A 24,983-nucleotide genomic window follows, 5' to 3' on the forward strand; every position below is an offset into this window, starting at 1 on the left:
GTCACGAGGCGTGCCGGCCGCACGGCAGGTGCGGGCACGGCGGAAGGAACGCGCGGGAGAGCCGGACGACTATCGTCGTCGCAGGCGCGAGCGGCGGACGGTGCCCAGCACCCGGTCCATCTCCACCGCCTCGAACGCCGGGCCACGATCCGAGCGCGGCCAGATTCCGGAAGTGTAACCCGCGATCCGGCATGGACGTGGGCAGGGTCGGCGCGTGCGCGGCGGCGACGGGGCTCGTCGCCGTCGAGCGGTGGGGAAAACCCTGATTCCCTCGCGGCGGGCGCTGTCTAGGGTCGATCGCATGGTTCGTCCCGGGTGCGCGCTGGTCTGACCACTTCCGCGCGCAGGGGTGGTGCCGTTCCGATCCGACGAGGAGTCCCGGTGCGCAAGGTTGTCTCGGCTGTCCTCACCGTGGTGCTCGCGCTGACCGCGACGGGTTGCGCCGGCGGGTCACCTGGGGATCCGGGCGTCGACGAGGACCCGTACAGCGAGTCCGCGCTGCGCTACGGCATGGCACCGGTTCCCCATCCCGACCTGACGTACCAGCCCGACGTGGTCCTGGTCGGCGGTGGCGGGCGCTCGGTCCGGTCGGTCACCGCCGACGGCCTGACCTGGCGGCTCGACGGCGACGCGCCCCGCGCCGACGATCTGGCGCCCGGGAAGGTCATGTTCGTCACCGGCCGTGGCGTCGGCCGGGTGCTCGACGTGCAACGCGACGGCGGCGACCTGCTCGTCACGATCGGCCCGGTCACGGTCACCGACGTGATCCGCGACGGCACCCTCGAACAGCGCGGCATCGCCATCGAGAACCCGGTGGTCTACCAGGCCGGTGAACCGATCTGGGCGATGCCCGAAGAGGAGGCCGACGCCCTGGGCGCCACGCCGACCGGTCGGGCCGGCCGGGCCGGGCCGCTACGGCTCGCCCCGCCGCCGCCGCGACCGAACCAGCCGCCACCGAGCCGTGGCGGTGGCGAGGTCAGGACTGTCGTCGCCAACTTCTCCACGGGCGTCAGCCTCAACGATGGTGCGGAGGTCAGCTTCCACTACCACCGCAACGGTACGAAGTTGTCCGGGCGGGCCGCGCTGACCTTCGCCAGGCCGGAGGCGGACTTCCACCTGAAGATCAATGGCGGGTCGGTGACCCGGGCGGAGCTCTCGATAGGCGGCGGCTTCGGCATCCGCTACTCGTTCGAGGCCGGTCTCCGGGACGGGCAGAACATCCGGGCGGTGCTGCCCATCCCGGTGGACTTCAGCATCCCGATGGGCACCGTGCTCGGCGTGCCGCTGGCGCTGACGCTCAGCCAGACGGTGAAGGTCACCACCGCGTTCGGCGCGAAGGTGGGCACGATCAAGGGCAAGGGTGAGTTCTCCCTCGCCGGCTCGCTCGGCTACGGCTACGCCAACGGCACGTTCGGCCCGCAGGTCAGCAAGAACTTCAAGCGCAAGGAGAGCCTGATCAACTCCTTGCATGGCGTCCCGGTCGGGGTGATGGGCCTGCTCATCGAGCATCAGGTCCGCTTCGACGTCGGGTTCAGCGCATTCGTGCTCAAGGCCGGCCTGTTCTTCGAGGTGTCCACCGCCTACGGGACGACGATCGGGTCGGCGCTGGGCGCGCCGCTGGCGGTCTGTCGGGGCGTGGGTATCGGCGTCCGGGCCTCGTACGGTGTGGGTTACACGATCCTGGCCCCGGTGGTAAACGTGATCAACAAGTTCCTCACCCTGATCAATGTCAAGCCGATCGACCCGTCCGGCAAGCTGGGGCCACCACCGTACGTCATCCACAGCGACGAAGAGATCATCCCGCCCGGCACCAAACTCTGCGGCACTCCGAAGCCGTCCGCAGGCTGACCCGGTGTCAACCGGTCCGACGTCTGTGATGGCGGTCGGTGGTCGTCGCGGGCCGCTCAGTCGGGCAGGTCGGCGATCCGGGTCGAGAGCTCGCGCAGCATGGCGAGTTCGTCGGCACTCACATGCTCCAGGAAGCGGGACCGCACCGAGACGACGTGGTGCGGGGCTGCCCGTTCGAGGACGCCGAAGCCGTCGTCGGTCAGGCGCAGGAGACAACCACGGGCGTCCTGCGGATCCGGCTCCTTGTCGATGAGCCCTCGTACCTGCATCCGGGCGGCGTGGTGGGACAGGCGGCTGCGCGACCACTCCATCTTGGCGGCCAGCTCACGGAGCGGCCACCGTCGGTCGGGTTTCTCCGACAGGGTGCTCAGCACCTCGTAGTCCGCGGCGGACAGTCCGGAGTCGCGCGCCAGGTCGCGGCCGATCCGGGCGGGTAGTGCGATGAGCAGCCGCCGGAAGGCACGCCACGCCTGCTCCTCGTCCGCGCTCAGCCATGCGGTGTCCATGACCGTCACCCTACCTTTCGTTGACACGTCATCGAAAGTCCGCATAGGGTCGATGACATGTCATCGAATAGCCCTGTCAACCTTCGGGTCCTCGTCATCATCGCCAGCACCCGACCCGGCCGGCTCGGACCCGCCATCGCCGACTGGTTCGTACGGGCCGTCCGGTCGGACGCCGGGTCCGACGCGACCACTGTCGACGTCGCCGATCTGGCCGACATCGCGCTGCCGTTGCTCGACGAACCCGAGCATCCCGCCAGCGGCAGCTACCAGCACGAGCACACCCGCAGGTGGAGCCGCACCGTGGCCGCCGCCGACGCCTTCGTGGTGGTCACACCCGAGTACAACTTCGGCATGCCTGCGGTGCTGAAGAACGCCTTCGACTTCCTCTACCACGAGTGGGCGTGGAAGCCGGTCGCCTTCGTCAGCTACGGCAACACCTCCGCCGGCACCCGGTCGGTGCAGATGGCGAAGCAGGTCGTCACGACACTGCGGATGATGCCCATCGGCGCCACCGTCGCCCTGCGCATCGCGGACAACGTCCACGACGATCGGGTGACCGGATCCGCGGCGCTCGACGGTGCCGCTCGGGCGGTGCTGGGCGAGCTGAGCCGGGTGGCCCGCGCGTTGCGTCCGTTGCGCGCCGGAACCGACCCGACGGCCGTCGCCGGGCCGGTTCCGGGCCTCACCCTCGGCGAAGCCCGGCCCGGCGACCTGGCGGAGCTGCTCGTCCTGCAACGGTGCTGCTGGGTCCAGGAGGCCATCGCCAACGACACCCTCGACCTGGCACCGCTGCGGGAGACCCTCGGCGACCTGACGGCATCGCTGACGACCTGGCGGTGGTGGTGCGTACGCCGCGACGGCCGCCTCGTCGCCGCGGTACGCGCCCGGGCAGACGAGCGGGCCTGGCTGATCGGTCGCCTGATGGTGGCGCCCGACCAGGCGGGCAACGGCATCGGCTCCTGGCTGCTGTCGTACGCCGAGGGACAGGCACCCGCGCAGACCACGCACTGCACACTCTTCACCGGCCACCGCAGCACCAGCAACATCAGCCGGTACGAGCGCGCCGGCTACACCCTGGTCACGACTGCCGACACCCCGCCCGGTAGCGTCCGCCTCGCCAAGCCCCGCGCCGACCAGCCGACGAGCGCTGTCGGCCACGGTGTCGGTGTGGGGTGATCTCCAGGCATGAGGGTCAGGGTGGTCGGTGCCGTGGCAGGCGGCTTCACCGAGACGGCGTGGACGGCGGCAGCGTCACCGTGACGGTCAGGCCCCCGGCGGTGCGTGGTTCGGCCTCGGCGGTGCCGCCGTGCGCCCGGGCCACCGCCCGCACGATCGACAGCCCGAGTCCGAAGCCCCTGGTGCCGGCCACCCGCTCCCGACTGAGCCGCCGGAACGGCTGGAACATCGTCTCCACGTCGTAGCTCGGGACCACCGGACCGGTGTTGACCACGACCAGTGTGGGTCGTCCGGCCACCTCGTCGGTGCGCACCCGTACCCAGCCGTCCACCGGCACGTTGTGCCGCAACGCGTTCTCCACCAGGTTGAAGGTGAGCCGCTCCAACAGCACCGGGTCGCCCACGGTGCGGGCCGGCGCAAACGACCTGTGTACCTGGACACCCGGGTACACCGGTGCCACCTGCTCGAGCACGTGGGCAGCGATCTCGGCGAGGTCGACCGCCGCGCGCTCGGTCACCTCACTCTCCGAGTCGGCGAGGGTCAGCAGGCCGTCGATCAGCCGCTCATGCCGTTCGTTCACCGACAGCAACGCCTCGCCGAGACGACGCACCTCGGCCGGGGCGTCCGGCCGACTCACCGCCAGCTCGACCAACGCCCGGTTCAACGCCAACGGCGTCCGCAGCTCGTGGGAGGCGTTCGCCACGAACCGTCGCTGCCCGTCGAAGGACCGGTCCAGCCGCTCCAGCATCTGGTCGAACGTGTCGGCCAGCTCCCGTACCTCGTCGCGGGGGCCGGTCAACGCGATCCGTTCGTGCAGACCACGTCCGGCGGAGTCGGCCCCGGCGATCCGCCGGGCCGTCCCGGTGATCTGGTGCAGCGGCTGCAACGTCCGGCCGGCGATGAGCCAACCGATCGCCACCGCCGCCGCCGAGACCACCACCAATGCGATGCCCCCCTGAGTGAGCAGCGACTCCAGGGCGTTGCGCCGGGCCTCGGTCTGCACGTCCTGGATCAGCATGCGGATCCTGTCGAGATCCTCCATCGACGTCGGGATCCGGGCGACCACTGTGGCCCGCTCCGGCAGCTCGGCGCGCATCGGTTGGGCCAGCCGCTGATCCACGAGCACGTACGTGACGCTGAGCAGGACGATGCCGGCGAGCAGCAGCAGACCCCCGTAGACAAGGGTGAGGCGGGCCCGCAGAGTCAGTCGCTTCACCGGATCGCGTACCCCGCGCCCGGCACTGTCTCGATCACCGGAGGGTCGCCGAGCTTGCGCCGCAGCTTCATCACTGTCACCCGGACCACGTTCGTGAACGGGTCGATGTGCTCGTCCCACGCCCGTTCCAGCAACTCCTCCGCGGAGACCACCGCCCCGTCGGCCCGCAGCAGCTCGGCCAGCACCGCGAACTCCTTGCGCGACAGCGGCACGTACCGACCGTCGCGGTGCACCTCACGGCGGCCCGGGTCCACCGCGATGCCCGCCCGGCGCAGCGTCGGCGGCGCGGCGGGCCGGGCTCGGCGGGTCAGCGCGTGCACCCGGGCGGCCAGCTCCACGAACGCGAACGGTTTCACCAGATAATCGTCGGCGCCGAGGGCGAGACCGGCCACCCGGTCACGCACCGCGGCAGCCGCGGTGAGCATCAGCACCCGGGTGTCGCCCCCGGAGTCGACGATCGCCCGGCACACCTCGTCGCCGTGCACCACCGGCAGGTCCCGGTCGAGCACCACCACCGCGTACTCGTTGACCCCGAGCCGTTCCAGGGCGGCGTCACCGTCGTACGCGACGTCGACCGCGAACGCCTCCCGGCGCAGCCACTCCGCGATGGCGTCGGCCAACACGTCCTCGTCCTCGACCACCAGCACTCGCACCGGTCCATGGTGCCGCGACCCGGGATAACGCCGCCGTAAACGTGATCGGTTATGCCCGCGATACGCCCCGTCGCGTGCACTGTCCGGTGTCCGGCGACAGCCGCCGGACGCCGGAAAGGACACCGACGATGCGACGGAGCACACGCACGCTTCCCGTGCTGCTGATCCTGGTGCTGGCCGGCTGCGCCGGCCAGGACGACGACGGGGCCGGGGTGGCCACCGCCGGCGGTGCCGGCGCGACGGCTTCCGCCTCGGCGACCGGCGCCGACGGCAGCGACGAGGAGCGACGGCTGGAGTTCGCCAGATGCATGCGCGACAACGGCGTGGAGATGCCCGACCCGGAGGCCGGCAACGGACCGATGTTCCGGTTCGACGGCGACGTCGACCCGAAGCAGGTCGAGGCCGGCATGGAGAAGTGCCGCCAGCTGTTGCCCAACGGCGGGCAGGTGGCGCAACTCGATGCCGAGCAGCTCGAACAGATGCGGGTGATGGCCCGGTGCATGCGCGAGAACGGGGTGCCGGACTTCCCGGACCCGTCAGCCGACGGCCGGATTCAGATCCAGCGCGACGCCCTGGGGATCGATCCGAACGATCCGGCGTTCCGCTCCGCCCTGGAGGCGTGCCGTCAGCACGCCCCGCAGTTCGGGGGCGGCCAGTGACCCGCCGTACCCGCCTGCCCGCCGCCGGTGGCGTGGCGCTGGTCCTCGTCGCCGGCGTCGGCGTGGCCGCGGCGGTCGGCTTCGGTGGCGGCACCGCAGACGACGCCGCCGAGGCCCGCCCGGGAGCGCCCGGCAACGCCACGGTCACCCGGCAGACCCTCGCTGACGGCGAGACCGTCGACGGTGAACTGGGGTACGGGCCCAGCCGGACCGCAACCAGCCGACTGCCCGGCACGCTCACCGCACTGCCGGACACCGGGGCGCGGGTGACCCGGGGGAAGTCCCTGTACGCCCTCGACAACGATCCGGTGGTCCTGCTGTACGGGCGGCTGCCCGCGTACCGGACGCTGCGACCCGGCGTCGAGGGTGCCGACGTCAGACAGCTGGAACGGAACCTGGAGGCGCTGGGCTACTCCGGCTTCACCGTCGACGACGCGTACACCTGGGCCACCGCCGAGGCGGTCCGTGCCTGGCAGGACGACCTCGGCCTGGCGGAAACTGGCCGCGTCGAACTGGGCCGCGTCGTGTTCGCCGGCGGTGCCGTCCGCGTGGAAGGTCACCAGCTGGACGTGGGCGCGGCCGTCCAGGCAGGGCAGGCGGTGCTCACCTACACCGGCACCAACCGGCTGGTCACCGCCGAACTCGACGTCGACGACAAGCGACTCGCCGACCGTGGCACGGCGGTGCAGGTAACCCTGCCTGACGGCCGGCGGGTGGCCGGAAAGGTCGACACGGTCGAGACGGTGATCCACAACGGTTCGGCGGACGCCGGTGGCGACACCAGCGCCGAGACGAAGATCGAGGTGACGGTCACCGTCGAGGATCAGCAGGCGCTTGCCGAGTTCGACAGGGCGTCCGCCGAGATCACCTTCACCGTCAGCGAGCGTGCGGACGTGCTGACCGTGCCGGTGGCGGCGCTGCTGGCGCTCGCCGAGGGCGGCTACGGGGTGGAGATTCTCGAAAACGGGAGCAGCCAGATCGTCGCGGTGGCCACCGGGCTGTTCGCCGACGGCCGGGTCGAGGTCAGCGGCGACGGAATCGCCGAGGGCACCACCGTCGGGATACCCCGGTGAGCGGGGACGTGGTCGTGCTCGATCAGGTCGGCAAGCGGTACGCCGGAGACGTGGTCGCGCTCGCCGACGTCTCGCTGCGCATCGGGTACGGCGAACTGGTGGCCATCGTCGGCCCGTCCGGCTCTGGCAAGTCGACGATGCTCAACGTCATCGGCACGCTTGACCGGCCGACCTCGGGCACCGTGGTGATCGACGGCCACGACGTGGCGCGGCTGTCCGACCGACGGCTCTCCGCGCTGCGGGCCACCCGGATCGGCTTCGTGTTCCAGCAGTTCCACCTGGCCCCCGGCGTACCCGTGGTGGACAACGTGGCGGACGGGCTGCTCTATGCCGGCGTACCCCGGCGGGAGCGGCGGCGGCGTGCGGAGGCCGCGCTGGACCGCGTGGGTCTCGGGCAGCGGCTCGGTCACCGGCCACACCAGCTCTCCGGCGGCGAACGGCAGCGGGTCGCGGTGGCCCGGGCGGTCGTCGGCGAACCCGCCGTGCTGCTCGCCGACGAGCCGACCGGCAACCTCGACACCGGTTCCGGGGCGGCCGTCCTCGATCTGCTGTACGAACTGCACCGGGCCGGGACGACGGTTGTCGTGATCACCCATGACCGGGAGATCGCCGAGGCGCTGCCCCGGCAGGTGCGGATGCGCGACGGGCGGATCCGTACGGACTCGCGGCTCGCGTCGAGCGGGGTGAGCTGACGTGGCCGTGACGTTAGAGGACCGGCCGACCAACCAGCTCGCCCCGGCCCGGATGCCGACCGCCGACGTGCTGCGGGTGGGCGGCGTCGGGCTCCGGACCCGCCCACTGCGGGCGTTCCTCTCCGCGCTGGGCATCGCCATCGGCATCGCCGCCATGATCGCTGTGGTCGGCATCTCGTCGTCCTCGCGGGCCGAACTGGATCGCACCCTGGCCGCGCTCGGCACCAACCTGCTCACCGTGTCACCGGGCCGGACCCTGTTCGGCGCCGACGCCCAACTGCCCGACGAGTCGGTGACGATGATCAGCCGGATCGGTCCGGTGACCCAGGTGGCGGCCACCGGTCAGGTCGACGACGCGCGGGTCTACCGGACCGATCGCATCCCCGAGGCGGAGACCGGCGGCATCGCGGTGCGGGCGGCGCAGCTCGGGCTCCTGGACACCGTGGGCGCCGAGGTGACGAGCGGCACCTGGCTCAACGAGGCCACCGCCCGGTACCCGGCGGCGGTCCTCGGCGCGACCACCGCCGAGCGGCTCGGGCTCGGTGACGCCGGCCCGGACGTGCGGGTGTGGCTCGGCGGTCGCTGGTTCACAGTGGTGGGCATCCTCGCCCCGGCACCGCTGGCGCCGGAGCTGGACAGCTCGGCCCTGGTCGGCTGGGCGGTCGCCGCGAGCCACCTGGGCTTCGACGGTCACCCGACAACCGTCTACACCCGGGCCGAAGCCGACCAGGTCGAGGCGGTCCGCGCGGTGCTCGGGTCGACCGCCAACCCGCAGGCACCAAACGAGGTGGACGTCTCCCGCCCCTCGGACGCGTTGGCCGCCGCCCAGGCGACCGACGAGACGTTCACCGCGCTGCTGCTCGGGCTGGGTGCGGTGGCCCTGCTCGTCGGTGGCGTCGGGGTGGCCAACACCATGGTCATTTCGGTACTGGAACGGCGGGCGGAGATCGGACTACGCCGCTCACTCGGTGCCACCCGGGGTCAGGTCCGCACCCAGTTCCTCGCCGAGTCACTGCTGCTGTCGGCACTCGGCGGAGCTGGCGGAGTGCTGCTGGGCATCCTGGTCACCGCCGGATACGCGCTCTCCCAGGGCTGGCCGACAGTGGTACCGGCGTGGGCGACGGTCGGCGGGGTGTTCGCGACGCTGCTCATCGGCGGTCTGGCCGGGTTGTACCCGGCTGTCCGCGCCTCCCGTCTCTCTCCCACCGAGGCCCTGGCGACGACCTGAGCCGGTCGAGCACGGGAGCGCCGCCGCAGCGCCGTCGACGCCGCGGGGCATCCGGGTCGGTTCCCGGGTGCCCCGCGGCGTCACCGCCTGGGCCCGCCGCAGGCCGGCCGGGGACTTCCACACAGGGCCTCAGGCGGCTGGCCCGGTGCCGCGGACGCCCTCGGTGAGCCGGGCGGCCATCGCGGTGCGGGAGCGGACCTGGAGCTTGGCGAAGACCCGGTTCAGGTGGGACTCGACGGTCCGTGGGCTGAGAAACAGGCGCGCGGCGATCTCCTTGTTGCTCAGGCCGGTTGTCGCCAGGCCGGCGATCTCCTGCTCCCGCGCGGTGAGAGCGGTGTCGCCGGCCGGTCGTTCGGCGCGTGTCGGGCCGGCGGCACGGTGCCCGGCGAGCACTGCTGCGGCCCACTCGGCACCGCAGGCCCGGTAGCCGGTCTCGGCGTGATCGAGTGCCATGGCTGCGGGACCGTGCCGTCCCGCGCCGAGGTGGGCGGCACCGGCGAGGTGGCGGGACAGCGCCTCCTCCAGCGGCGTTCCGGCCGCCGCGAAACTGGCCGCCGCGCTCTCCGCAAGCGCCGCCGCGCGATCCGGCCCCACCATCCGGTACGCGGTGAAAGCCCTGGCGAACCGGGCCAGCCCGATCTCGTACGGCAGACCGGCGGCCGTCGCCTGTCGTTCCGCCCGCTCACCGACCTCGATGGCCGTGGCGTGGTCACCCCGCCCCACGGCGCAGACGACCGCGACCACATCCCGCGCCACCAGCACCGGTGGATGCCTCGACTGCGGTGTCGCGGGATCGGTGAGCAGGTCGGCACCACCGGTCCAGTCGCCCGCGACCGCCCTGGCCAGGGCCAGCTCCACCCGGTTGATCCGCCACCAGGCCCGGGACCGTGGTCCTCCGGCCACCGGGTCGGACCCGCCGCAGCCCGGGCCGGCAGCGGGGCCGGCCATGGCCAGGGCCGCCGCCGGGCCGGCCGTCCAGAGCACCGGGCGCAGGCGCACCGCCGCCGCCATCGCACCCATCTCGGTACTGCCGACCCGCTCGGCGGCTGCTCGCGCCTGCTCCGCGGCCTGCACCGCCCGGCTCAACCGACCGGCACGGGTGTGCGCCAGGGACTCCATGACGAGCAGATACGGCGAGGCACTGCTCGGTCCGAGGCCGTCCAGGATCCGTCTGGCCCGGGTGAGATGTCGGTACGCGTCGGCGACGTTGCCCAACTGGATCTCCACGAGCGCCAGTGGCGAGACGATCTCGACGTACGGCCGCAGGTCAGCGTCGCTCGTGGCGTCCACCGCGACGACGGCGGCGGCGAGCTGGTCGCGCGCTGAGGTGGCGCTGCCGAGGTACAGGGTGGTGAGCGCCCGCAACGTCCGCGCCGCCGCCACGAGCACCGACCGGCGGTCGTCCAGCAGCTCAAGTGCCCGCTGCGCGTGGTGCACCGCCGAGGTCGGCTCCTCCCGGAAGGCGTCCACAGCCGCCAGCTCCACGTGCAGTTTCGCCTCCTCGACCGGGTCGAGCCCGCCACGGCCGAGCTGTGCGCCGAGCGTCGCGGCCGCCTCGGCGAAGTCGCCGAGCTGCCGGGCCACCGCCACACTGAACGTCTCGGCCCGGGTCTGCACCGGTCCTCCGGCCCGGCGCAGCCGCTGGAGCACCTCTCGGCTGCGGGCCAACTCGCCGCTACGGCCGAGGGCCCGGGCGTACCACATCGCCACCTCGGCGCGCCGCTGGTCGCGCGGACCGGCGTCCGGCATGATGCGCAGCGCGGTACCGAGCCAGCGGGCCGCCTCGGCGGGGGCCTCGTGCGCGAACGCGACGCCCGCGTCGACAAGCGTGGCCACGGCTGTCTCGTCGCCGTGGCGGGCGGACCGTTCCGTGTGGTGGGCCACCAACCGTCGGGAGGCCCGCCGGCCACGCAGGTAGCCGGCGGTGCGGGTGTGCGCTTCGAAGCGCCAGGCGGAGCCGGTCAACGCGTACGCCGAGGCCCGCATCAGCGGATGCCGGTACCGCAGCCGACCGCCGTCGGCGTTGAGCAGCCCCAAGCGTCCGAGCTGGTCGACAGCCGCGGTGACCACGGGCATCGGCAGGCCGGCGACGTGCCCGACGAGGTCTATCGTGGTGTGGTCGCCGACCACCGCGGCGATGTGGGCCACCCGCTGCACCGGCGGCGGCTGGGCGGTGATCTCGGCGGCGAGTCCGGCCAGCACGGACCGTCGCGATCCGGCGAGACAGTCGGCGTCCACCGGGTCGCGCCGCCGGGCCATTGTCGCCAGTGCGTCCAGTTCGTCGTCGGGCAGCCGGGACAGTGCCTGGATGTACAACGGATTGCCGAGACTGGCCCGCAGGATCAGCTCCCGACGGCGGCGTGGCACGCCGGCCAGCAGCACGTCGAGACTGGCCTCGTCCAACGGTGGGAGGTCGATGAGGGTGGCCGCCGCGCCGAGCCGGGTGATGGCGTTCACCAGGCTCGCCGGCGGGCAGGCGCTGCGGAACGCCACCGCGAGCAGCATCGGCACCGGCGGTGGTTTGCCGATCAGATGCTCGGTCAGCTCCAGCGACGCCGAGTCGGCCCAGTGCACGTCGTCGAGCAGCAGCGCGACGCCGGCTTCCGGTGCCTCGGCGAGCATCCGCCGCACCACCGCCGGCATCGACGGCTGTCCCGGGCCGCTGCCGACCGGCTCCACCATCTCGGCGTAGAGCCCGAAGGGCACCCCCTGCTCGAACTGGGTGGCCCGACCGACGCGGACCAGCAGACCCGCGTCGGCGGCCCGTCGGGCCAGCTCGCGGAGGATCCGCGTCTTGCCGAGGCCCGCCTCGCCGCACACCTCGACCGCCACGGACCGTCCGCTGAGCACTGTCGCCACCGCTGCGTCCAGCGACTCCAGCTCGGCTTCCCGGCCAACCAGCACCGGATCGTGCCCGAATCCCACCTCTCGGCTCGCCGTCATCTCGCCTCCCCACGGGGAGTGTCACAGCGACAGCCATCGGTGACCATCAACTATCGGCCCGATCGTGCCCGACGTCGTCGGCGTCGCGCCGGCCGTCGCCGGTTCACTCGATGTCGACCTCGATCTGCGGCGTGCTGAGCAGCGTGTTGTGCACAGTGCAGTGGCTGGCCACGGCCCGCAGCGCGGGCCACCTGTCCGCTGGCAGGTCCGTCGGCGGTCGTACGGTGATCCGGATGGCGGCGACCCGGGCCGGCCGGTCGGTGGCCATCTCGAACGAGGCGGTCACCCTCAGCCCGGCACGGTCGTGCCCGTGCCGGCTGAGGTATCGCCCGGCGTAGTACGCGACGCAGGAGGCGAGCGAGGCGGCGAACAGCTCCGTGGGGCTGGGCGCGGTGTCGGCACCGCCCGCGTCGACCGGCTGGTCGGTGAGCAGCAGGTGATCGCGGACCCTGATCTCGTACGCTTCGCCGGCCCGGAACCGCACGTCGATCGGGTCCAGGCCGATGTCGGCGTTCCTGGCTGTCATGGCCCCTCCTCGCGGTACGTCGTCTCCCCCTCCATCCCAGTCCCGGACGGGCCCGCGTGGCAGGGCCGTTGGACCTGCTGGCCGACTCCCTTCCGACCCGGCCTGCTCCGAGCCCGGCCCGCCGACGGCGCGTACGGTCCTCAGCCGTGCCGGTCCTCACCGCGTGACCCGATGGCCGGGCGCCGGTGCGTCAGGGTGCCGGTGCGTCAGGTGGTGCCGAACTGGCCACGGTGGATGACCGAGCTGGCGTCACGGCGACGCGCGGCGACGGCGGGGTTCTGCGGTGGCAGGTCGTCGGCCCGGTATCCGACACAGATACCGCCGATCGGTGCGTACTCGTCGGGGATGCCGAACTCGGCCTTGAAGGCGGCCGTGTGCGCCGGAACGTCGATCTCCGGCCGGGAGTCCTCACCGGTTACCGGCATGATGCCGAAGAAGCACGCGTCCAGGCCCTCGTCGACGGCCGTGAGCAGCATCATCAGCGCCGCCATACCGGTGTCGACGTACCAGTAGGGTGCCGGCCAGCGGGCCTCGGACCGATCGGCCCAGCCCTTGTCGGCCTCGGCGTACCGGGCAAGGTAGGCCGCCTTGTGCGCGAGCGGTACGACCACGAGCGGCGCGTTCTGCATCGTGGGGGTCTGCGCGACACGGGCCGGCACGAACGGCCAGAATCTGGCGCGGTCATCCGGCTCGGTGAGGGCGAGAAAGGCCCAGCCCTGCGAGAAGCCGGCCGACGGCGCCCGGAGCGCGCTGGCCAGGATCGTCTCGATGACCTCGGGGCTGAGTGGCCGGTCGGCGTAGTGCCGAACCATTCGACGGCGACGGATAACCTCTGCGAACTGCATGCGGGCGATCCTGCCACCGGGGCCGACCGGCCACCACGTCCCGCCGCTGCCACAGCCACACCGATGGATTTACTCTACCTAGCTTGGTAGATTACGAGCATGCCCCACGAGGTACGGATGACCCTGCCGACCCAGCTCGTACTACGTACTCTCCTGGACCGCCCCCACCAGGAGTTCTACGGGTTGGAGCTGTGCGCCGCGGCGGGTCTGGCCAGCGGCACCCTGCATCCGATCCTGGCCCGCCTCGAACGTCTCGGCTGGTTGCGGTCACGGTGGGAGGATCTCGATCCGCACGAGGCGGGCCGGCCCCGGCGTCGCTACTACTCACTGACTCCCGACGGCGCCGAGAAGGCCCGTGTCGCACTCGCCCGGGTCTCCTCATCGGTGGAACGCCTGCGGACCCTGCGTCCGGGGCTGTCCGGAGGGACGGCGTGAACGGGGCACGCCCGGACCGGCCGTGCCCCGCACCGACGGCATGGACCTCGGGCTCGGGAGGGCACGCCGCCATGTCGGAGGCGAGTGACGACGTACTGCGCCGGGTGCTGGCCGGGCTCCGCGATACCGGTCCGGAGGGGATCCTCCTCCCCCGGCACGCATCGGTCACCGCGCCGCTGCCGCGACGGATCCCGGGCGACAATCCGATGCGACTGCCCGCATGGGCCGGGCAGTGGGCGCCGATGCCCGTCACCCGCGACGCGGCCTCGATCGCCGCGAACGCCCACTACTACTTCCGGGGCTACCGGGCCGGCGCGGCAGTGGCCGTCCAGCGGCTCGATCCGGGCGTCGCGGTGCTGCCCACCCCGATCGCGGCGGCCACCGTCGGATCGACCAGACGGTCGTCGCGGGCACGTACGCGACGCGCCGCGATGCGGCTGGTCGACGTCGTCCTACGCGTCATTCCCGAGGTGGAACGGCCGCGCTACGGCGAGGAGTTCCGCGCCGAACTGGCGGAGCTTCGCGGGCTGCACCAGCTGGCCTACGCCGCCCGGCTGCTGATCGCCGCACCGGCGCTGCGGCGCAGCCTGAGCGGCGATCCGCTGCGGGAGAACGGGGGCCGTCGGTGGCCGTTCCGCGACTGAGCGCTCTTGCCGCCGGCGGCGGAGTGTTCTCCGTCCTCGCCCTGGCAGGTTGGCCCGCGGTCGTCGTGCTGCTGGCGGCGGCGGCCATGACCACGGCTCTCCTCGGCTGGGTGGTGAACGACCGGGAACGGCCGGAGCGGCTCGCGCTGATCATCCGAGCCATCCGTCAGCAGCCGACCCGGACCGGCCGGTCCCGCTCGGTGCGCTGACTCGCCCGACACCAACCGCCGCTGGTGGTCACTGTCGCACCGCCCGTACGATCGGGTGGTGCGTGAGCTGCTGCGATCGTGGTGGCACGAGCCACGCCCGGCCGGGCCGCCACGCGGCCGGCGGGACTGGCTGCTTGTCGCCCTGTTCACGACGACAGCTCTGCTGGAGGGGCTCGTACGGTCGGACCTGCCGGCACCGACGCTCGTGCCGGTCCTGATCGGAGTCGGCCTCGTACCGGTGCTGCTCTGGCGACGGACCAGGCCGTTGCTGATGGCCGCGGTCGCCTTTGCGGCCTGTGCCGCTGGCGAGGCCGTGGTGGGCGGCGACCTCAACCTGCACACGCTGGCCTTCCTGCTGATCCTGGTGTTCTCGCTGTCGCGGTGGGGCTCGGGACGCGAGGCCGTGTTCGGAGCGGCAGTCGTCGCTGGGAAGATCACGCTGTCGGCGGTGGTCGGTCACCTCGGTCCGGGCGACGCGCTGGCCGGCGCCGGGGTGGTGTCGGCCGCGCTGGCCCTCGGAGCCGCGCTGCGCTACCGGGCGCGTGCCCGCCAACGCGAGTTCGAGCAGGTGAAGCTCCTGGAACGAGCGCGGCTCGCCCGCGACCTGCACGACACCGTCGCCCATCACGTGTCCGCGATGGCGATCCGGGCTCAGGCCGGGCTGGCGGTGCTCGACACGCAGCCAGGCGCAGCCGCCGACGCGCTACGGATCATCGAGGCCGAGGCGAGCCGGGCCCTCGTCGAGATGCGCGCGATGGTGCGGGTGCTGCGCCGCGACGAGCCGGCCGACCGGACGCCGGCCCCGCGCATCGCCGACCTGGAACAACTGGCCAGCCACTCCGCTCATGGCCCGCCGGTCGAGGTGGAACTGGTCGGCGACCTCGACGGGTTGCCGGCCCCGGTGGCCACCGCGATCTACCGCCTGGCGCAGGAGTCGGTCACCAACGCACGTCGGCACGCGCGGCACGCGACGCGGATCACGGTGCGGGTCGCCGGTGACGGCGAGTTGGTGCGATTGCGGGTGAGCGACGACGGAGAGGGGCCGGGTGCACGCGGTTTCGGACCCACCGGCTTCGGGCTGATCGGCATGCGGGAGCGGGCCCAGCTGCTGGGCGGCTCGGTGGACGCCGGGCCGGACCTGGACCGCGGCTGGACGGTCACCGCGACCCTGCCGCGTACGGCGGCCTGAGCCGACCCTGCCGCGTACGGCGGCCGACCGTCACCGCCGGGCGGGCCACGCCCCGCTGATCACTGACTCCGGGTCATCAGGTCAGCCTCGACCGCAGCGCGGGCAACCAGCCCGTCGCAGGCGGCGGCCGGTTCCGGGCTGCGCCACTCGGCGGCCGGCGCGGGCTCAGCCGGGCTCGCGCCGGCGGCACCGCGTACCCCGGCGATCAGGTCGGCCGTGGTGTGGGCGCGGATGCCGAGCGGCGCGCTGTCGGTGAACCGCCCGACGACCGCTCGGACGTGCTGCTCGGCGGGTTGCGCGAGCCCGTCGTACACGGCCGCGAACAGTTCCCGGGCCGGCTGCCGGAGCCAGCCGGCCGGCAGCAGCTCCAGCGGCAGTTGCGGATCGAGGGTGGGAAATCGACGGAAGGTGTCCATCACCTCGGTACGCGCCCGGACCGCCGCGGCACCGTCGACCTGCCCGGATCTGACCAGGGGCAGCAGCGACGTCCAGCCTTCCAGGAACGCCTCATAGTGCCCGGTGATCGCGTCGATGTCCCATGCCTCGATGGGGGCACGGTCACTTGTCGAACCCAGCGCGCTCTGCCGGCCACGAAAGACGGTGACGGTGCCGAGGGTCAACTGTTCGAGCTGCGCCCGCGCCTGCGGCGTCAGTTCGTACGGTGAGATCCACAGACCGTCGTACAGCGGCGCGTACCCGAGCCAGCGGAGTTGGCTGCGCAGTGCCCGGCGCTGCGCGCTGCGATCCTGTGGCAGCGAGAACGCCACGATCGTCCAGCAACCGTCCCACGGCGCCGCCGCGGTGGCGGAGGTGAGGATCCAGTTGCCGCCGGTGGAGAGGTTGGCGGCGGCGGCGCGGCTGAGCCGGTACGAACTGCGACGGCCGTGCCGACTGCCTTCCAGCACACCACGCCGGGCCAGCCGGCTGATCGCGGTACGGGCACCGGCGGTGGTCACCCCGGACTCGGTGAGCAGCGCGACGATCGCGGCCGAGGGCAGCGCGGCGCGGGTCCGCAGCGTGTAGTCCGCCAGCAGCGTCATGGCGAACCCCTGGGGCGAGTTGCCCACCTGTCGTCGGGGCATCCGGAGCGAGTTGCTCCCGTCGTCGGAGTAGATCTCCTCGATGTGGAACGGGCTTGTCACGGGCGCTCCGGACTCGACTCGGGGACGGGATATCGACTGTAGATGGACGCCGATGAGCCGGTCCGTCGGCCAGGCCGGTACGAAGGCCACAGTTGATCGAGTTATGTCGATTGACACTTCCTGGGCCCAGGAGAACAATATCTGCTACACGACGCCACACGGAGCCGGGCAGGGCAAGCCAGACGTGGTGGACGCGCCGTGGTCACTGCGGGGAGTTGGGCGTACCCGCGAGCACAACGCGCAGACCGAACCCAGCCTGAAACAGGCGTTCGAAGGAGTCGTCCGTGAAAATCAGAAGGAAATTACTGCTCGGCTTGGCCGTGTCGCTTGTGGCGGCCGGCCTGGTGGTCCCCACGTTCAGTCCCGCGTACGCGGCCTCGCTGACCGAGGTGACAAGCTTCGGCGACAACCCCGGCCGGATGCGCATGCACATCTACGTGCCGGACAACCGCCCCGCCCGGCCGGCGACGGTGGTGGCCATGCACGGCTGCGGCGGATCGGGCCCCGGCTTCTACTCCGGAAGCGAGTTCGCCAGCCAGGCCGACCGGTACGGCTTCATCGTGATCTACCCGTCGGCGACCCAGCAGGCCGGTTTCGGCAACTGCTTCGACGTCTGGTCGGACGCCGCCAAGCGCCGTGGTGGCGGCAGCGACCCGGTCTCGATCATGTCGATGATCCGGTACGCGCAGCAGCAGCACAACGCCGACCCGGAGCGGGTCTACGCGACTGGCAGTTCCTCCGGCGGCATGATGACCAACCACATGCTGGCCCTCTACCCGGACGTCTTCAAGGCCGGCGCCGCGTTCATGGGGGTGCCGTTCAACTGCTTCGCCAACGCGGCGGACTACCCGCCCGGCAGCAGCCAGTGCACCGGCGGCAACATGAACCGCACCCCGCAGCAGTGGGGTGACGCGGTCCGCCAGGCATACCCCGGCTACTCCGGTCCGCGGCCACGGGTGCAGCTGTGGCACGGCACCAACGACACGCTCGTGCCGTTCTCACTGCTCCAGGAGACCGTCGAGCAGTGGACGAACGTGTTCGGGCTCAGTCAGACGCCCACCTCCACCGACACGCCGCAGGCCAACTGGAACCGTCGCAGGTTCGCCGACACCAGCGGCACCGTTCAGGTCGAGGCGTACAGCATCCAGGGCGCCGGGCACAGCCTGCCCTCCGGCGGCATGGCCGCGTCCGCCGTCCAGTTCTTCGGCCTGACCAACCCGAACCCGACCACCCCGCCGCCCAACCCCACGACCCCGCCGCCGAACCCGACCACGCCGCCGCCCAACCCCACCACGCCGCCGCCGACCACCCCGCCGCCGGGCTCCGGCGCCTGCCGGGTGGCCGTCGCGATAAACGCGTGGAACAACGGCCTCACCGAGAACCTCACCATCACCAACACCGGCAGCAGCGCGATCAACGGTTGGTCGTTGGTGTTCACCCTGCCCAGCGGCCAGAGCATCACCGGCGGCTGGAACGCCACCTACTCCCCCACCTCGGGACAGGTGACGGCCAGGAACGTCTCGTACAACGCGAGCATCCCGCCCAACGGATCACTGACGATCGGCTTCCAGGCGACCCACACCGGTAACACCGCCAGGCCCGGTTCGTTCACCCTCAACGGGGCGGCCTGCACGGTCGCCTGACATCGCCGGCACTCCCGGGGGCGGCGCGTTCGCGCCCGTCCCCGGGGTACCTGCCGGTGGTGCGCCGCGTCGGCGGCGGGTTCCGTCCCCCTCCGGACCCGGCCCGCCGCGCCTACGCCCTGGCCGCCACGCCCTGCGCGAGCAGGCCGTCGACGAGGGCGCGGAGGCCGTCGACGTAGGTGTCGCGCGGGGCCAGCACCGCCCAGCGGTCACCGAGCGCGGCGAGGTGCGGCAGCTTCTCGGCGTCGATGTTGCCGAAGAACGCGCCGTGGTGGGTGGTCGCCGCGCCGTTGCCCCGGCGGGCGGTGTGCGAGCGGACGAGGATCTCCCCGACCGTGTAGTACCAGATGCTGCGGAAGACGTAGACCGCGTGGTCGGGGGTGCAGCCGTAGTCGATGGCGCCGGCCACGACAGCCTCGACCAGCCCCAGCGGCGAATCGCCGAGCCGGGCGATGAATCCGTCGGTGGTGAGGACCTCGGCTGCCCAGGGCCAGGCCGCCAGCGCGTCGTGGATCGTGGCTGCCGCGGCGATGACGCGTTCCCGCGGCTCCTCCGGCAGCCCGGGGTGGGACACCTGTTCCCCGTACTCGTTGATCAGGAGGAACAGCAGGTCTTCCTTGTCCTGTACGTGGTGGTACAGGGTCGTCGCCCCGACGCCGATCTCAGCGGCCAGCTTGCGGATGGTGAGCCTCTCCCACCCGTTCCGGTCGATGAGACCACGCGCGGCGGCCAGGATCTGGGCGCGCGATGTCGTCGGCGGTCTGCCTGCTTTGAGCCGGGGCGCATTGACTTGGGGCACCGCCCCATCATGCCCCCTCCGCCAACCTGCGTGCTTCGAGGTGACGCGCTAGACAGCGGCCCAGCGACGATGTTAATTTCAGAACGCGTTCGAAAACTCGGGCGCTACCTCGCTACGACAGAGGACCGGTTTGCGGTGACCAACAAGGCATTACTCAACGGACAATCAGCAATCGATCGGGGTGCCCGGCCAGGGCTCACCCTTGCCGCAGTGGCCGTCGTGCAGTTCATGGTGTCGCTGGACCTGTCGGTCGTGAACCTCGGCCTCCCGGAGATCGCCCAGAGCCTCGGCTTCAGCGAACTGGGCCTGACCTGGGTGATCCACGCCTACGCCCTGGCCTTCGGCGGACTGCTCCTGCTCGGCGGCAAGATCGCCGACCGGTACGGCCACAAGCGGATCCTGCTCATCGGGCTCGTCGTGTTCGGTATCGCCTCCCTCGCGGGTGGCTTCGCCGACGTACCCGGTCAGCTGGTGGCTGCCCGGGTCGCGCAGGGCGTCGGCGCCGCGCTGCTGGCCCCCGCCGCGCTGGCGCTGCTGACCGCGACGTTCCCCAGCGGCAAGGCCCGGGTCAAGGCGTTCGGCGTGTGGGCCGCGATGAACGCCGCGGGCGGCGCTCTCGGCGTGCTGATCGGCGGCGTGCTCACCGAGTACGCGGGCTGGGAGTGGGTGATGTGGGTCAGCGCCCCGATGGCCGCGGTCGCCGCCGTCCTGGCCTGGCGTGGCATCGCCCGGGATCTGCCGGTCGCGCCCGACGGCCGCCCGGACGTGCTGGGTGCGCTCCTGGCCACCGGAGGCATGACGCTGCTGGTGCTCGGCATCGTCCGCACCGACCGGTACGCGTGGAGCTCGATGGTCACCCTCAGCACCCTGGCGGCGGCGATCGTGCTGCTCGTCGCGTTCGTCTACGTCGAGCGGACCACCACCCGCGACCCGCTGGTCCGGGTCGGCCTGCTGGCCAACCGGTCGGTCGCCGGGGCCAACACGTACAACCTCATCTTCGGCGCCACCATGGCCTCGGCCTTCTACTTCGTCTCGCTCTACCTGCAGCGGGTGCTCGGCACCAGTCCGGCGGAGACCGGGCTGAAGTTCCTGCCGTTGGCGATCGGCGTGGTCGTCGGCTCCGTCATCGCCATCAAGCTGGGCTACAAGGTCCCAGCCCGGACTCTCATGATCGCGGGCGCGCTGGTGAGCGCTGTCGGGTTCGCCGGATTCGGGCTGATCAACGCCGACGGCTCGTTCGTCGCCGACGTCCTCGGCCCGTCGGTGATCGCCAGTGTCGGCTTCGGGCTCTGCCTCGGGCCGATGGTCTCCACCGCCACGCACGGCGTCGCGCAACACGAGACCGGCACGGCGTCCAGCCTGTTGAACAGCTCCCGCCAGCTCGGTGCCGCGCTCGGCCTCGCCGCGCTCAGCACCGCCGCCTTCGAGTACTCCGGCAAGGAGGGCACGCCCAGCGCACTCAGTGACGGGTACGCCTTCGCCCTGACGCTCGGCGCCGGCCTCTGGGTCGTCGCCGCCGTCATCGCGCTTGTCGTGCTGCCCCGGGTCAACCCGGCGATGCCTGCCGAACAGGACGATCGCGAGCTGGTCGACGTACCGGAGAAGGCGGTCTGACCGGCGCTCGGTAACCAGGCAGCAACCGCGCATCGCGATGTCGGTCGACACGCCGCGACGAGGATTCCGTCACCGCCTTCGGCGGACCCTCGGTCAGTCAGACACGCGGCACTGCGTCGACGGCCGGTACGTCATGAGCGGCTCACTCGGTGACGGCCGGGGTCGGCTCGCGACGAAACATGTGTCGCGCGCCGACCCCGGTCGGACAACACACCGTCGCCGGACTCGCGTGCCCGCACACGGTCGTCCCACCGGCCCCGGAAGTCCGGCCCGGGCCCGGTCCCGCGACCCGGCGGCCGCCCCGCACTGTGGAGCGTGCCGCAGCCGAAGGATGGGAAAATGCCCACAGACGGACCCCGCAGGCGGGGCGCCGGCCGACCACCGCGCCTGTCCCTGGAAGCGATAATCGAAACGGCCACCCGGATCCTGCAGGACGAAGGACTCGAAAGACTGTCGATGCGACGCCTGGCGCACGAACTGGGCGCCGCCCCGATGGCCCTCTACCACCACGTACGTGACCGGGACGACCTGCTGGTGCGGGTGATGGAGTCGCAGGCGCGGACAATCGCCCGGCCCGACCTCCCCGCCGAGCCCCGCGAACGGCTCATCACCGCTTCGATCCTGCTCTACGACCTGCTCGCCGAACGCCCCTGGACAGTCGAGGTGCTGGCCAGCGACAACCTGATCGGTCCCTCGGCACTCTGGATCGTCGAGGAGATGCTGGACGCGGCGGTCGACCACGGCCACTCCACCGACGACGCACACCTCGTCTACCGCACCATCTGGTACTACATCGTGGGGAACCTGCTGATTCGAGGGACCGACGTTCGCCGGCGCGACCGGGCCGGAACGGCGCACCGGGACGAGGTCGCCGCCGACCTGACGACAGCCACCCATCCACGGCTGGCCTCGATCGCCGACCGGTGGGCCGACCTCAACGCCCGGGAGACCCACAAACAGGCGCTGACGGCGATCGTCGACGGTCTGCTGCCCGCCCGCTTCGCCACGAAGTCCCAGTGCACCGCGGCGGGAACCGCACCCGCGGTCACCAGGAAGAGACCCGACCAGCAGGGCAACGTCGATCCGAGCCGGCTGGACCTGTTCGTCTCGTTGTGCATCCCGCCCTACGGTTCTGCTGCCGAGTTCAGCGTGAGCTGGTACCCCGCCCTGCGGACCTGACCGGGCTGGTGCCCGCCGGTCACCACGACGACGTACCCCGGCCATCCGTTTGGCCGGGGTACGTCGACGACGGGGCCCTAGAGCCGAAGCTGGGGCGAGTGCAGGTCCAACCAGGTGTGCAGGTCGAGCACCCGCTCCAGGCCGCCACGCATCGCCACCGACATCCGCGACGGGTCCTGCGCCACGGCCTGCTGGGCCCAGTTCCGGTCGATCACCGCGAACACCTTTGCCTCCCGGTCCGCCACCAGCTCCTTCACCTGCTGCTGGAGGATCCCCGCGTACGCGGGGTTCTGAGTCGACGGGTAGGGGCTCTTGACCCGCTCCACCACGGATCGGGGCAGTACGTGGGCGGCGGCCTGACGTAGCAGGCTCTTCTCCCGGCCGTCGGACACCTTCATCGACCACGGCGTGTTGTAGACGTACTCGACGAGACGATGGTCGCAGAACGGCACTCGCACCTCGAGCCCGACCGCCATCGACAGCCGGTCCTTGCGGTCGAGCAGGGACCGCACGAACCGGGTCAGGTGCAGGTGGCAGGTGATCCGCATGCGCCGCTCCGCCGCGGACTCCCCGTCCAGGTGCTCCACCTCGGCGAGCGCCGACGCGTACTGGTCCGCCGTGTAGGTGCCGACGTCGAGCCGTTCGCGCAGTCCCGGCTCGATGTGGTCGGTACGGCCCGGCAGGGTCAGCGGCGGAATGACTGTCATCCAGGGAAAGGTGCCGGCGTTCAACGCCGCCTCATGGTGGAACCACGGGTAGCCGGCGAACACCTCATCCGCCGCCTCCCCGGACAGCGCCACAGTGGAGTGCTGCCGGATCGCCTTGAACAGCAGGTACAGCGACAGGTCGAGATCGCCGAAGCCGTTCGGGATGTCGCGGGCGGCCACCGCCGCGCGCCGCACCGCGGGGTCGGACAGGTCGGCGGGGTCGAGCACCACGTCCCGGTGGGCCGAACCGACGTGGGCCACGACGTCGCGCACGAACGGCGCGTCCGGGGTGTCCCGCATCTCGTCGGGTACGAAGTTGTCCTCCTGGCCGACGAAGTCCACCGAGAAGCTGCGTACCTGCTCGCCCCGCATGCCGAGCCGCTGCGCGGCGATGGAGGTGATCGCGCTGGAGTCCAGGCCGCCGGAGAGCAGGACGCACTGCGGCACATCGGAGATCAGCTGGTGATCGATCACGTCGGTGAGCAGGTCACGCACCCGGGCCACGGTGTCGTCGAGGCTGTCGGTGTGCTCGACGGCCCGCAGTCGCCAGTACACCCGCTGCCTGATCCCGGCGCGGTCCACGGTGACCAGGGCACCGGGCAGCACCTCGTGCATGCCCTTCCACAGCGCCCAGCCGGGTGCCTTCGTCTGGGCGAACAGCTCACGCAGCCCGTCGGTGTCCACCACCTTGGGCGCCAGCGGGTTCGCCAGGATCGCCTTGGGTTCGGAGCCGAACAGGACGCCGTCCGGCGTCGGGTAGTAGAAGAGCGGCTTGATGCCCATGCGGTCGCGTACCAGGACCAGCTTCTGGTCGCGCTCGTCCCAGACTGCGAAGGCGTACATGCCCTCCAGGTGGTCCACCACGCTCTCCGACCACTGCAGGTACCCGCGCAGTACGACCTCGGTGTCGCTCTCGGTCCGGAAGGTGTGTCCGAGCGCGGTGAGCCGTTCGCGCAGCTCCCGGAAGTTGTAGACCTCCCCGGAGTACACCAGGGCCACCTCGCCCGCCGGCGTACCCACGCTCATCGGCTGCACACCGCCCGGCAGGTCGATGACGGCGAGGCGCCGGTGCCCCAGCGCGGCGTGGGTACGCACGAACACCCCGCGGTCGTCCGGCCCGCGACAGGCCATGGTCTCCGTCATCGCGTCGAGGGTCGGCCCCTGGCGCACCAAATCAGCGTCGAACGACACCCACCCGGCAATACCACACATCTCATCCCCATTTCACTCGTGTCGTGCGCGATGCTCGTCGGTGCGGGTCAAGGGGTGGACGGCCACGGCACCGCCGAGGTGGCGGACATCGCGCGGGCGCGCGCCGTGAGGAGCTCGACCACCGCGTCGCGGTGCTCGTCCAGGTAGAAGTGCCCGCCGGCGAAGACGCGGCACTCGTACGCACCGTCCGTGGCGTCGCGCCAGCCGGCTGCCTCGCCGGCGGTGACCTCCGGATCGCGGTCGCCGTGCAGCACGGTGACCGGTGCCCGCAGCCGCACTCCGGGCAGCGGTCGATAGGTTTCGCTCAGCCGGTAGTCGGACCGGATGACCGGCAGAAACGCCTGGATGAGCACCGGGTTGTCGAGGATGTCCAGGTTGGTGGCCTCGGTGCGGCGCAACTCCTCGACCAGTTCGTCGTCGCTGCCGAGGTGCACCTGGCCCGGGCGGGCCAGGTGCGGCGCGGGATGCCCGGACACCACGAGCGCCACCGGCGGATCGCCCGCCGCCGTGAGACGGCGGGCGATCTCGTACGCGACGACCGCGCCCATGCTGTGCCCGAACAGGACTGTGGGTGTCGGCGGCCCCGCCAGCGGCAGGTCCGCCGCCACCGCGTCGACCAGCTCCCGCATGTCCGTGGGGGCCGGCTCGGCGAACCGGTCCTCCCGACCCGGGTACTGCACGGCGAGAAACTCGATGTCCCAGGGCGCCGACGTGGTCCACGGCCGGTAGTAGCTCGCACTGCCCCCGCCGTGCGGAAACAGCACCACCCGGGCTCGGGCGTAGGGCCGGGGAGCGAGCCTGCGGAACGCCCCCGGGGACAGCTCATCGGCCGGCATCGTGACGAC

Annotated in this window: 23 protein-coding genes; 13 read left to right on the top strand and 10 right to left on the bottom strand. The window is 71.8% G+C overall.

The annotated features are described in order from the left end of the window. Nucleotides 1-381: 381 nt before the first annotated feature. A complete protein-coding gene (locus Van01_RS15005; RefSeq protein WP_204007271.1) occupies nt 382-1,848 on the top strand; it encodes a hypothetical protein in 1,467 nt (488 codons plus the stop codon). A gap of 56 nt (nt 1,849-1,904) precedes the next feature. Here the strand turns inward: Van01_RS15005 and Van01_RS15010 are convergent, their stop codons facing one another. Continuing rightward, entirely contained in the window at nt 1,905-2,354 is a 450-nt protein-coding gene (locus Van01_RS15010) for a MarR family winged helix-turn-helix transcriptional regulator (RefSeq protein WP_204007273.1), read from the bottom strand. Nucleotides 2,355-2,411: 57 nt separating this feature from the next. Between Van01_RS15010 and Van01_RS15015 the strand changes: the two genes are divergently transcribed. Then, nucleotides 2,412-3,530, top strand: a complete 1,119-nt coding sequence (locus Van01_RS15015; RefSeq protein WP_204007275.1) for a GNAT family N-acetyltransferase — start codon at nt 2,412-2,414, stop codon at nt 3,528-3,530. Between the two features lie 46 nt (nt 3,531-3,576). On the opposite strand, the gene Van01_RS15020 is transcribed toward Van01_RS15015, so the two are convergent. Further along, nucleotides 3,577-4,746: a sensor histidine kinase gene (locus Van01_RS15020; RefSeq protein ID WP_204007278.1), complete on the bottom strand. Its 1,170-nt coding sequence runs from the start codon at nt 4,744-4,746 to the stop codon at nt 3,577-3,579. Then, nucleotides 4,743-5,399, bottom strand: a complete 657-nt coding sequence (locus tag Van01_RS15025; RefSeq protein WP_204007280.1) for a response regulator transcription factor — start codon at nt 5,397-5,399, stop codon at nt 4,743-4,745. The genes Van01_RS15020 and Van01_RS15025 overlap by 4 nt, the downstream gene beginning before the upstream one ends. A 128-nt stretch (nt 5,400-5,527) precedes the next feature. Between Van01_RS15025 and Van01_RS15030 the strand changes: the two genes are divergently transcribed. From Van01_RS15030 to Van01_RS15045, 4 genes are read left to right on the top strand one after another with little or no spacing between them, the layout of a single operon-like run. Further along, nucleotides 5,528-6,058 (top strand): hypothetical protein, encoded by a 531-nt coding sequence (locus Van01_RS15030; RefSeq protein ID WP_204007282.1) that lies wholly within the window; start codon nt 5,528-5,530, stop codon nt 6,056-6,058. Next, nucleotides 6,055-7,131, top strand: coding sequence for a peptidoglycan-binding protein (locus Van01_RS15035; protein WP_239099094.1), 1,077 nt, complete (start codon nt 6,055-6,057; stop codon nt 7,129-7,131). The genes Van01_RS15030 and Van01_RS15035 overlap by 4 nt, the downstream gene beginning before the upstream one ends. Next, nucleotides 7,128-7,823: an ABC transporter ATP-binding protein gene (locus Van01_RS15040; protein ID WP_373306261.1), complete on the top strand. Its 696-nt coding sequence runs from the start codon at nt 7,128-7,130 to the stop codon at nt 7,821-7,823. The genes Van01_RS15035 and Van01_RS15040 overlap by 4 nt, the downstream gene beginning before the upstream one ends. 52 nt (nt 7,824-7,875) lie before the next feature. Then, nucleotides 7,876-9,051 carry an ABC transporter permease gene (locus Van01_RS15045; protein ID WP_204007622.1) on the top strand — a complete coding sequence of 392 codons (1,176 nt, stop codon included), beginning with the start codon at nt 7,876-7,878 and terminating at the stop codon, nt 9,049-9,051. 129 nt (nt 9,052-9,180) lie between these two features. On the opposite strand, the gene Van01_RS15050 is transcribed toward Van01_RS15045, so the two are convergent. The 3 genes from Van01_RS15050 to Van01_RS15060 form a co-directional block, all read right to left on the bottom strand. Further along, entirely contained in the window at nt 9,181-11,994 is a 2,814-nt protein-coding gene (locus Van01_RS15050; protein WP_204007284.1) for an ATP-binding protein, read from the bottom strand. Nucleotides 11,995-12,097: 103 nt separating this feature from the next. Further along, nucleotides 12,098-12,520: an OsmC family protein gene (locus tag Van01_RS15055; protein WP_204007286.1), complete on the bottom strand. Its 423-nt coding sequence runs from the start codon at nt 12,518-12,520 to the stop codon at nt 12,098-12,100. Between the two features lie 206 nt (nt 12,521-12,726). Beyond that, entirely contained in the window at nt 12,727-13,365 is a 639-nt protein-coding gene (locus Van01_RS15060) for a nitroreductase family protein (protein WP_204007288.1), read from the bottom strand. Nucleotides 13,366-13,464: 99 nt separating this feature from the next. Between Van01_RS15060 and Van01_RS15065 the strand changes: the two genes are divergently transcribed. The 4 genes from Van01_RS15065 to Van01_RS15080 all read left to right on the top strand — a co-directional run bounded on the left by Van01_RS15065 (nt 13,465) and on the right by Van01_RS15080 (nt 15,842). Then, nucleotides 13,465-13,800 (top strand): PadR family transcriptional regulator, encoded by a 336-nt coding sequence (locus Van01_RS15065; protein ID WP_239093047.1) that lies wholly within the window; start codon nt 13,465-13,467, stop codon nt 13,798-13,800. A 71-nt stretch (nt 13,801-13,871) separates the two neighbouring features. Beyond that, nucleotides 13,872-14,444, top strand: a complete 573-nt coding sequence (locus tag Van01_RS15070) for a hypothetical protein (protein ID WP_204007290.1) — start codon at nt 13,872-13,874, stop codon at nt 14,442-14,444. Further along, a complete protein-coding gene (locus tag Van01_RS15075) occupies nt 14,426-14,653 on the top strand; it encodes a hypothetical protein (protein WP_204007292.1) in 228 nt (75 codons plus the stop codon). The genes Van01_RS15070 and Van01_RS15075 overlap by 19 nt, the downstream gene beginning before the upstream one ends. 58 nt (nt 14,654-14,711) lie before the next feature. Continuing rightward, the gene (locus Van01_RS15080) at nt 14,712-15,842 is read left to right on the top strand and encodes a sensor histidine kinase (protein ID WP_204007294.1); all 1,131 of its coding nucleotides are present in this window, start codon (nt 14,712-14,714) and stop codon (nt 15,840-15,842) included. 59 nt (nt 15,843-15,901) lie between these two features. Here the strand turns inward: Van01_RS15080 and Van01_RS15085 are convergent, their stop codons facing one another. Next, nucleotides 15,902-16,984, bottom strand: coding sequence for a PaaX family transcriptional regulator (locus tag Van01_RS15085; protein ID WP_204007295.1), 1,083 nt, complete (start codon nt 16,982-16,984; stop codon nt 15,902-15,904). 284 nt (nt 16,985-17,268) lie between these two features. Here Van01_RS15085 and Van01_RS15090 point away from each other — a divergent pair, with 284 nt between their 5' ends. Continuing rightward, entirely contained in the window at nt 17,269-18,627 is a 1,359-nt protein-coding gene (locus tag Van01_RS15090; RefSeq protein WP_204007297.1) for an extracellular catalytic domain type 1 short-chain-length polyhydroxyalkanoate depolymerase, read from the top strand. Nucleotides 18,628-18,739: 112 nt separating this feature from the next. Here the strand turns inward: Van01_RS15090 and Van01_RS15095 are convergent, their stop codons facing one another. Next, entirely contained in the window at nt 18,740-19,426 is a 687-nt protein-coding gene (locus Van01_RS15095; RefSeq protein WP_204007299.1) for a TetR/AcrR family transcriptional regulator, read from the bottom strand. A 210-nt stretch (nt 19,427-19,636) separates the two neighbouring features. Between Van01_RS15095 and Van01_RS15100 the strand changes: the two genes are divergently transcribed. Together Van01_RS15100 and Van01_RS15105 are read left to right on the top strand one after the other, a co-directional pair. Next, nucleotides 19,637-21,040, top strand: coding sequence for an MFS transporter (locus Van01_RS15100; RefSeq protein ID WP_204007301.1), 1,404 nt, complete (start codon nt 19,637-19,639; stop codon nt 21,038-21,040). A 339-nt stretch (nt 21,041-21,379) separates the two neighbouring features. Further along, complete coding sequence (locus Van01_RS15105) at nt 21,380-22,219, top strand: TetR/AcrR family transcriptional regulator (RefSeq protein ID WP_204007303.1); 840 nt, start codon at nt 21,380-21,382, stop codon at nt 22,217-22,219. 77 nt (nt 22,220-22,296) lie between these two features. Here Van01_RS15105 and asnB read toward each other — a convergent pair whose 3' ends face one another. Beyond that, nucleotides 22,297-24,138 carry an asparagine synthase (glutamine-hydrolyzing) gene (asnB, locus tag Van01_RS15110; RefSeq protein ID WP_204007305.1) on the bottom strand — a complete coding sequence of 614 codons (1,842 nt, stop codon included), beginning with the start codon at nt 24,136-24,138 and terminating at the stop codon, nt 22,297-22,299. 47 nt (nt 24,139-24,185) lie between these two features. After that, the gene (locus Van01_RS15115; protein WP_204007308.1) at nt 24,186-24,974 is read right to left on the bottom strand and encodes a thioesterase II family protein; all 789 of its coding nucleotides are present in this window, start codon (nt 24,972-24,974) and stop codon (nt 24,186-24,188) included. Nucleotides 24,975-24,983: the final 9 nt, after the last annotated feature.

It is taken from the genome of Micromonospora andamanensis (genome assembly GCF_016863495.1).
Lineage (GTDB): Bacteria > Actinomycetota > Actinomycetes > Mycobacteriales > Micromonosporaceae > Micromonospora > Micromonospora andamanensis.

Coding starts and splice junctions, on each gene's coding strand:
- Van01_RS15055 (WP_204007286.1), bottom strand. CDS start 12,520: ATGACAGCCAGGAACGCCGACATCGGCCTGGACCCGATCGACGTGCGG.
- Van01_RS15115 (WP_204007308.1), bottom strand. CDS start 24,974: ATGCCGGCCGATGAGCTGTCCCCGGGGGCGTTCCGCAGGCTCGCTCCC.
- Van01_RS15065 (WP_239093047.1), top strand. CDS start 13,465: ATGCCCCACGAGGTACGGATGACCCTGCCGACCCAGCTCGTACTACGT.
- Van01_RS15045 (WP_204007622.1), top strand. CDS start 7,876: ATGCCGACCGCCGACGTGCTGCGGGTGGGCGGCGTCGGGCTCCGGACC.
- Van01_RS15060 (WP_204007288.1), bottom strand. CDS start 13,365: ATGCAGTTCGCAGAGGTTATCCGTCGCCGTCGAATGGTTCGGCACTAC.
- Van01_RS15105 (WP_204007303.1), top strand. CDS start 21,380: ATGCCCACAGACGGACCCCGCAGGCGGGGCGCCGGCCGACCACCGCGC.
- Van01_RS15015 (WP_204007275.1), top strand. CDS start 2,412: ATGTCATCGAATAGCCCTGTCAACCTTCGGGTCCTCGTCATCATCGCC.
- Van01_RS15050 (WP_204007284.1), bottom strand. CDS start 11,994: ATGACGGCGAGCCGAGAGGTGGGATTCGGGCACGATCCGGTGCTGGTT.
- asnB (WP_204007305.1), bottom strand. CDS start 24,138: ATGTGTGGTATTGCCGGGTGGGTGTCGTTCGACGCTGATTTGGTGCGC.
- Van01_RS15030 (WP_204007282.1), top strand. CDS start 5,528: ATGCGACGGAGCACACGCACGCTTCCCGTGCTGCTGATCCTGGTGCTG.
- Van01_RS15070 (WP_204007290.1), top strand. CDS start 13,872: ATGTCGGAGGCGAGTGACGACGTACTGCGCCGGGTGCTGGCCGGGCTC.
- Van01_RS15010 (WP_204007273.1), bottom strand. CDS start 2,354: ATGGACACCGCATGGCTGAGCGCGGACGAGGAGCAGGCGTGGCGTGCC.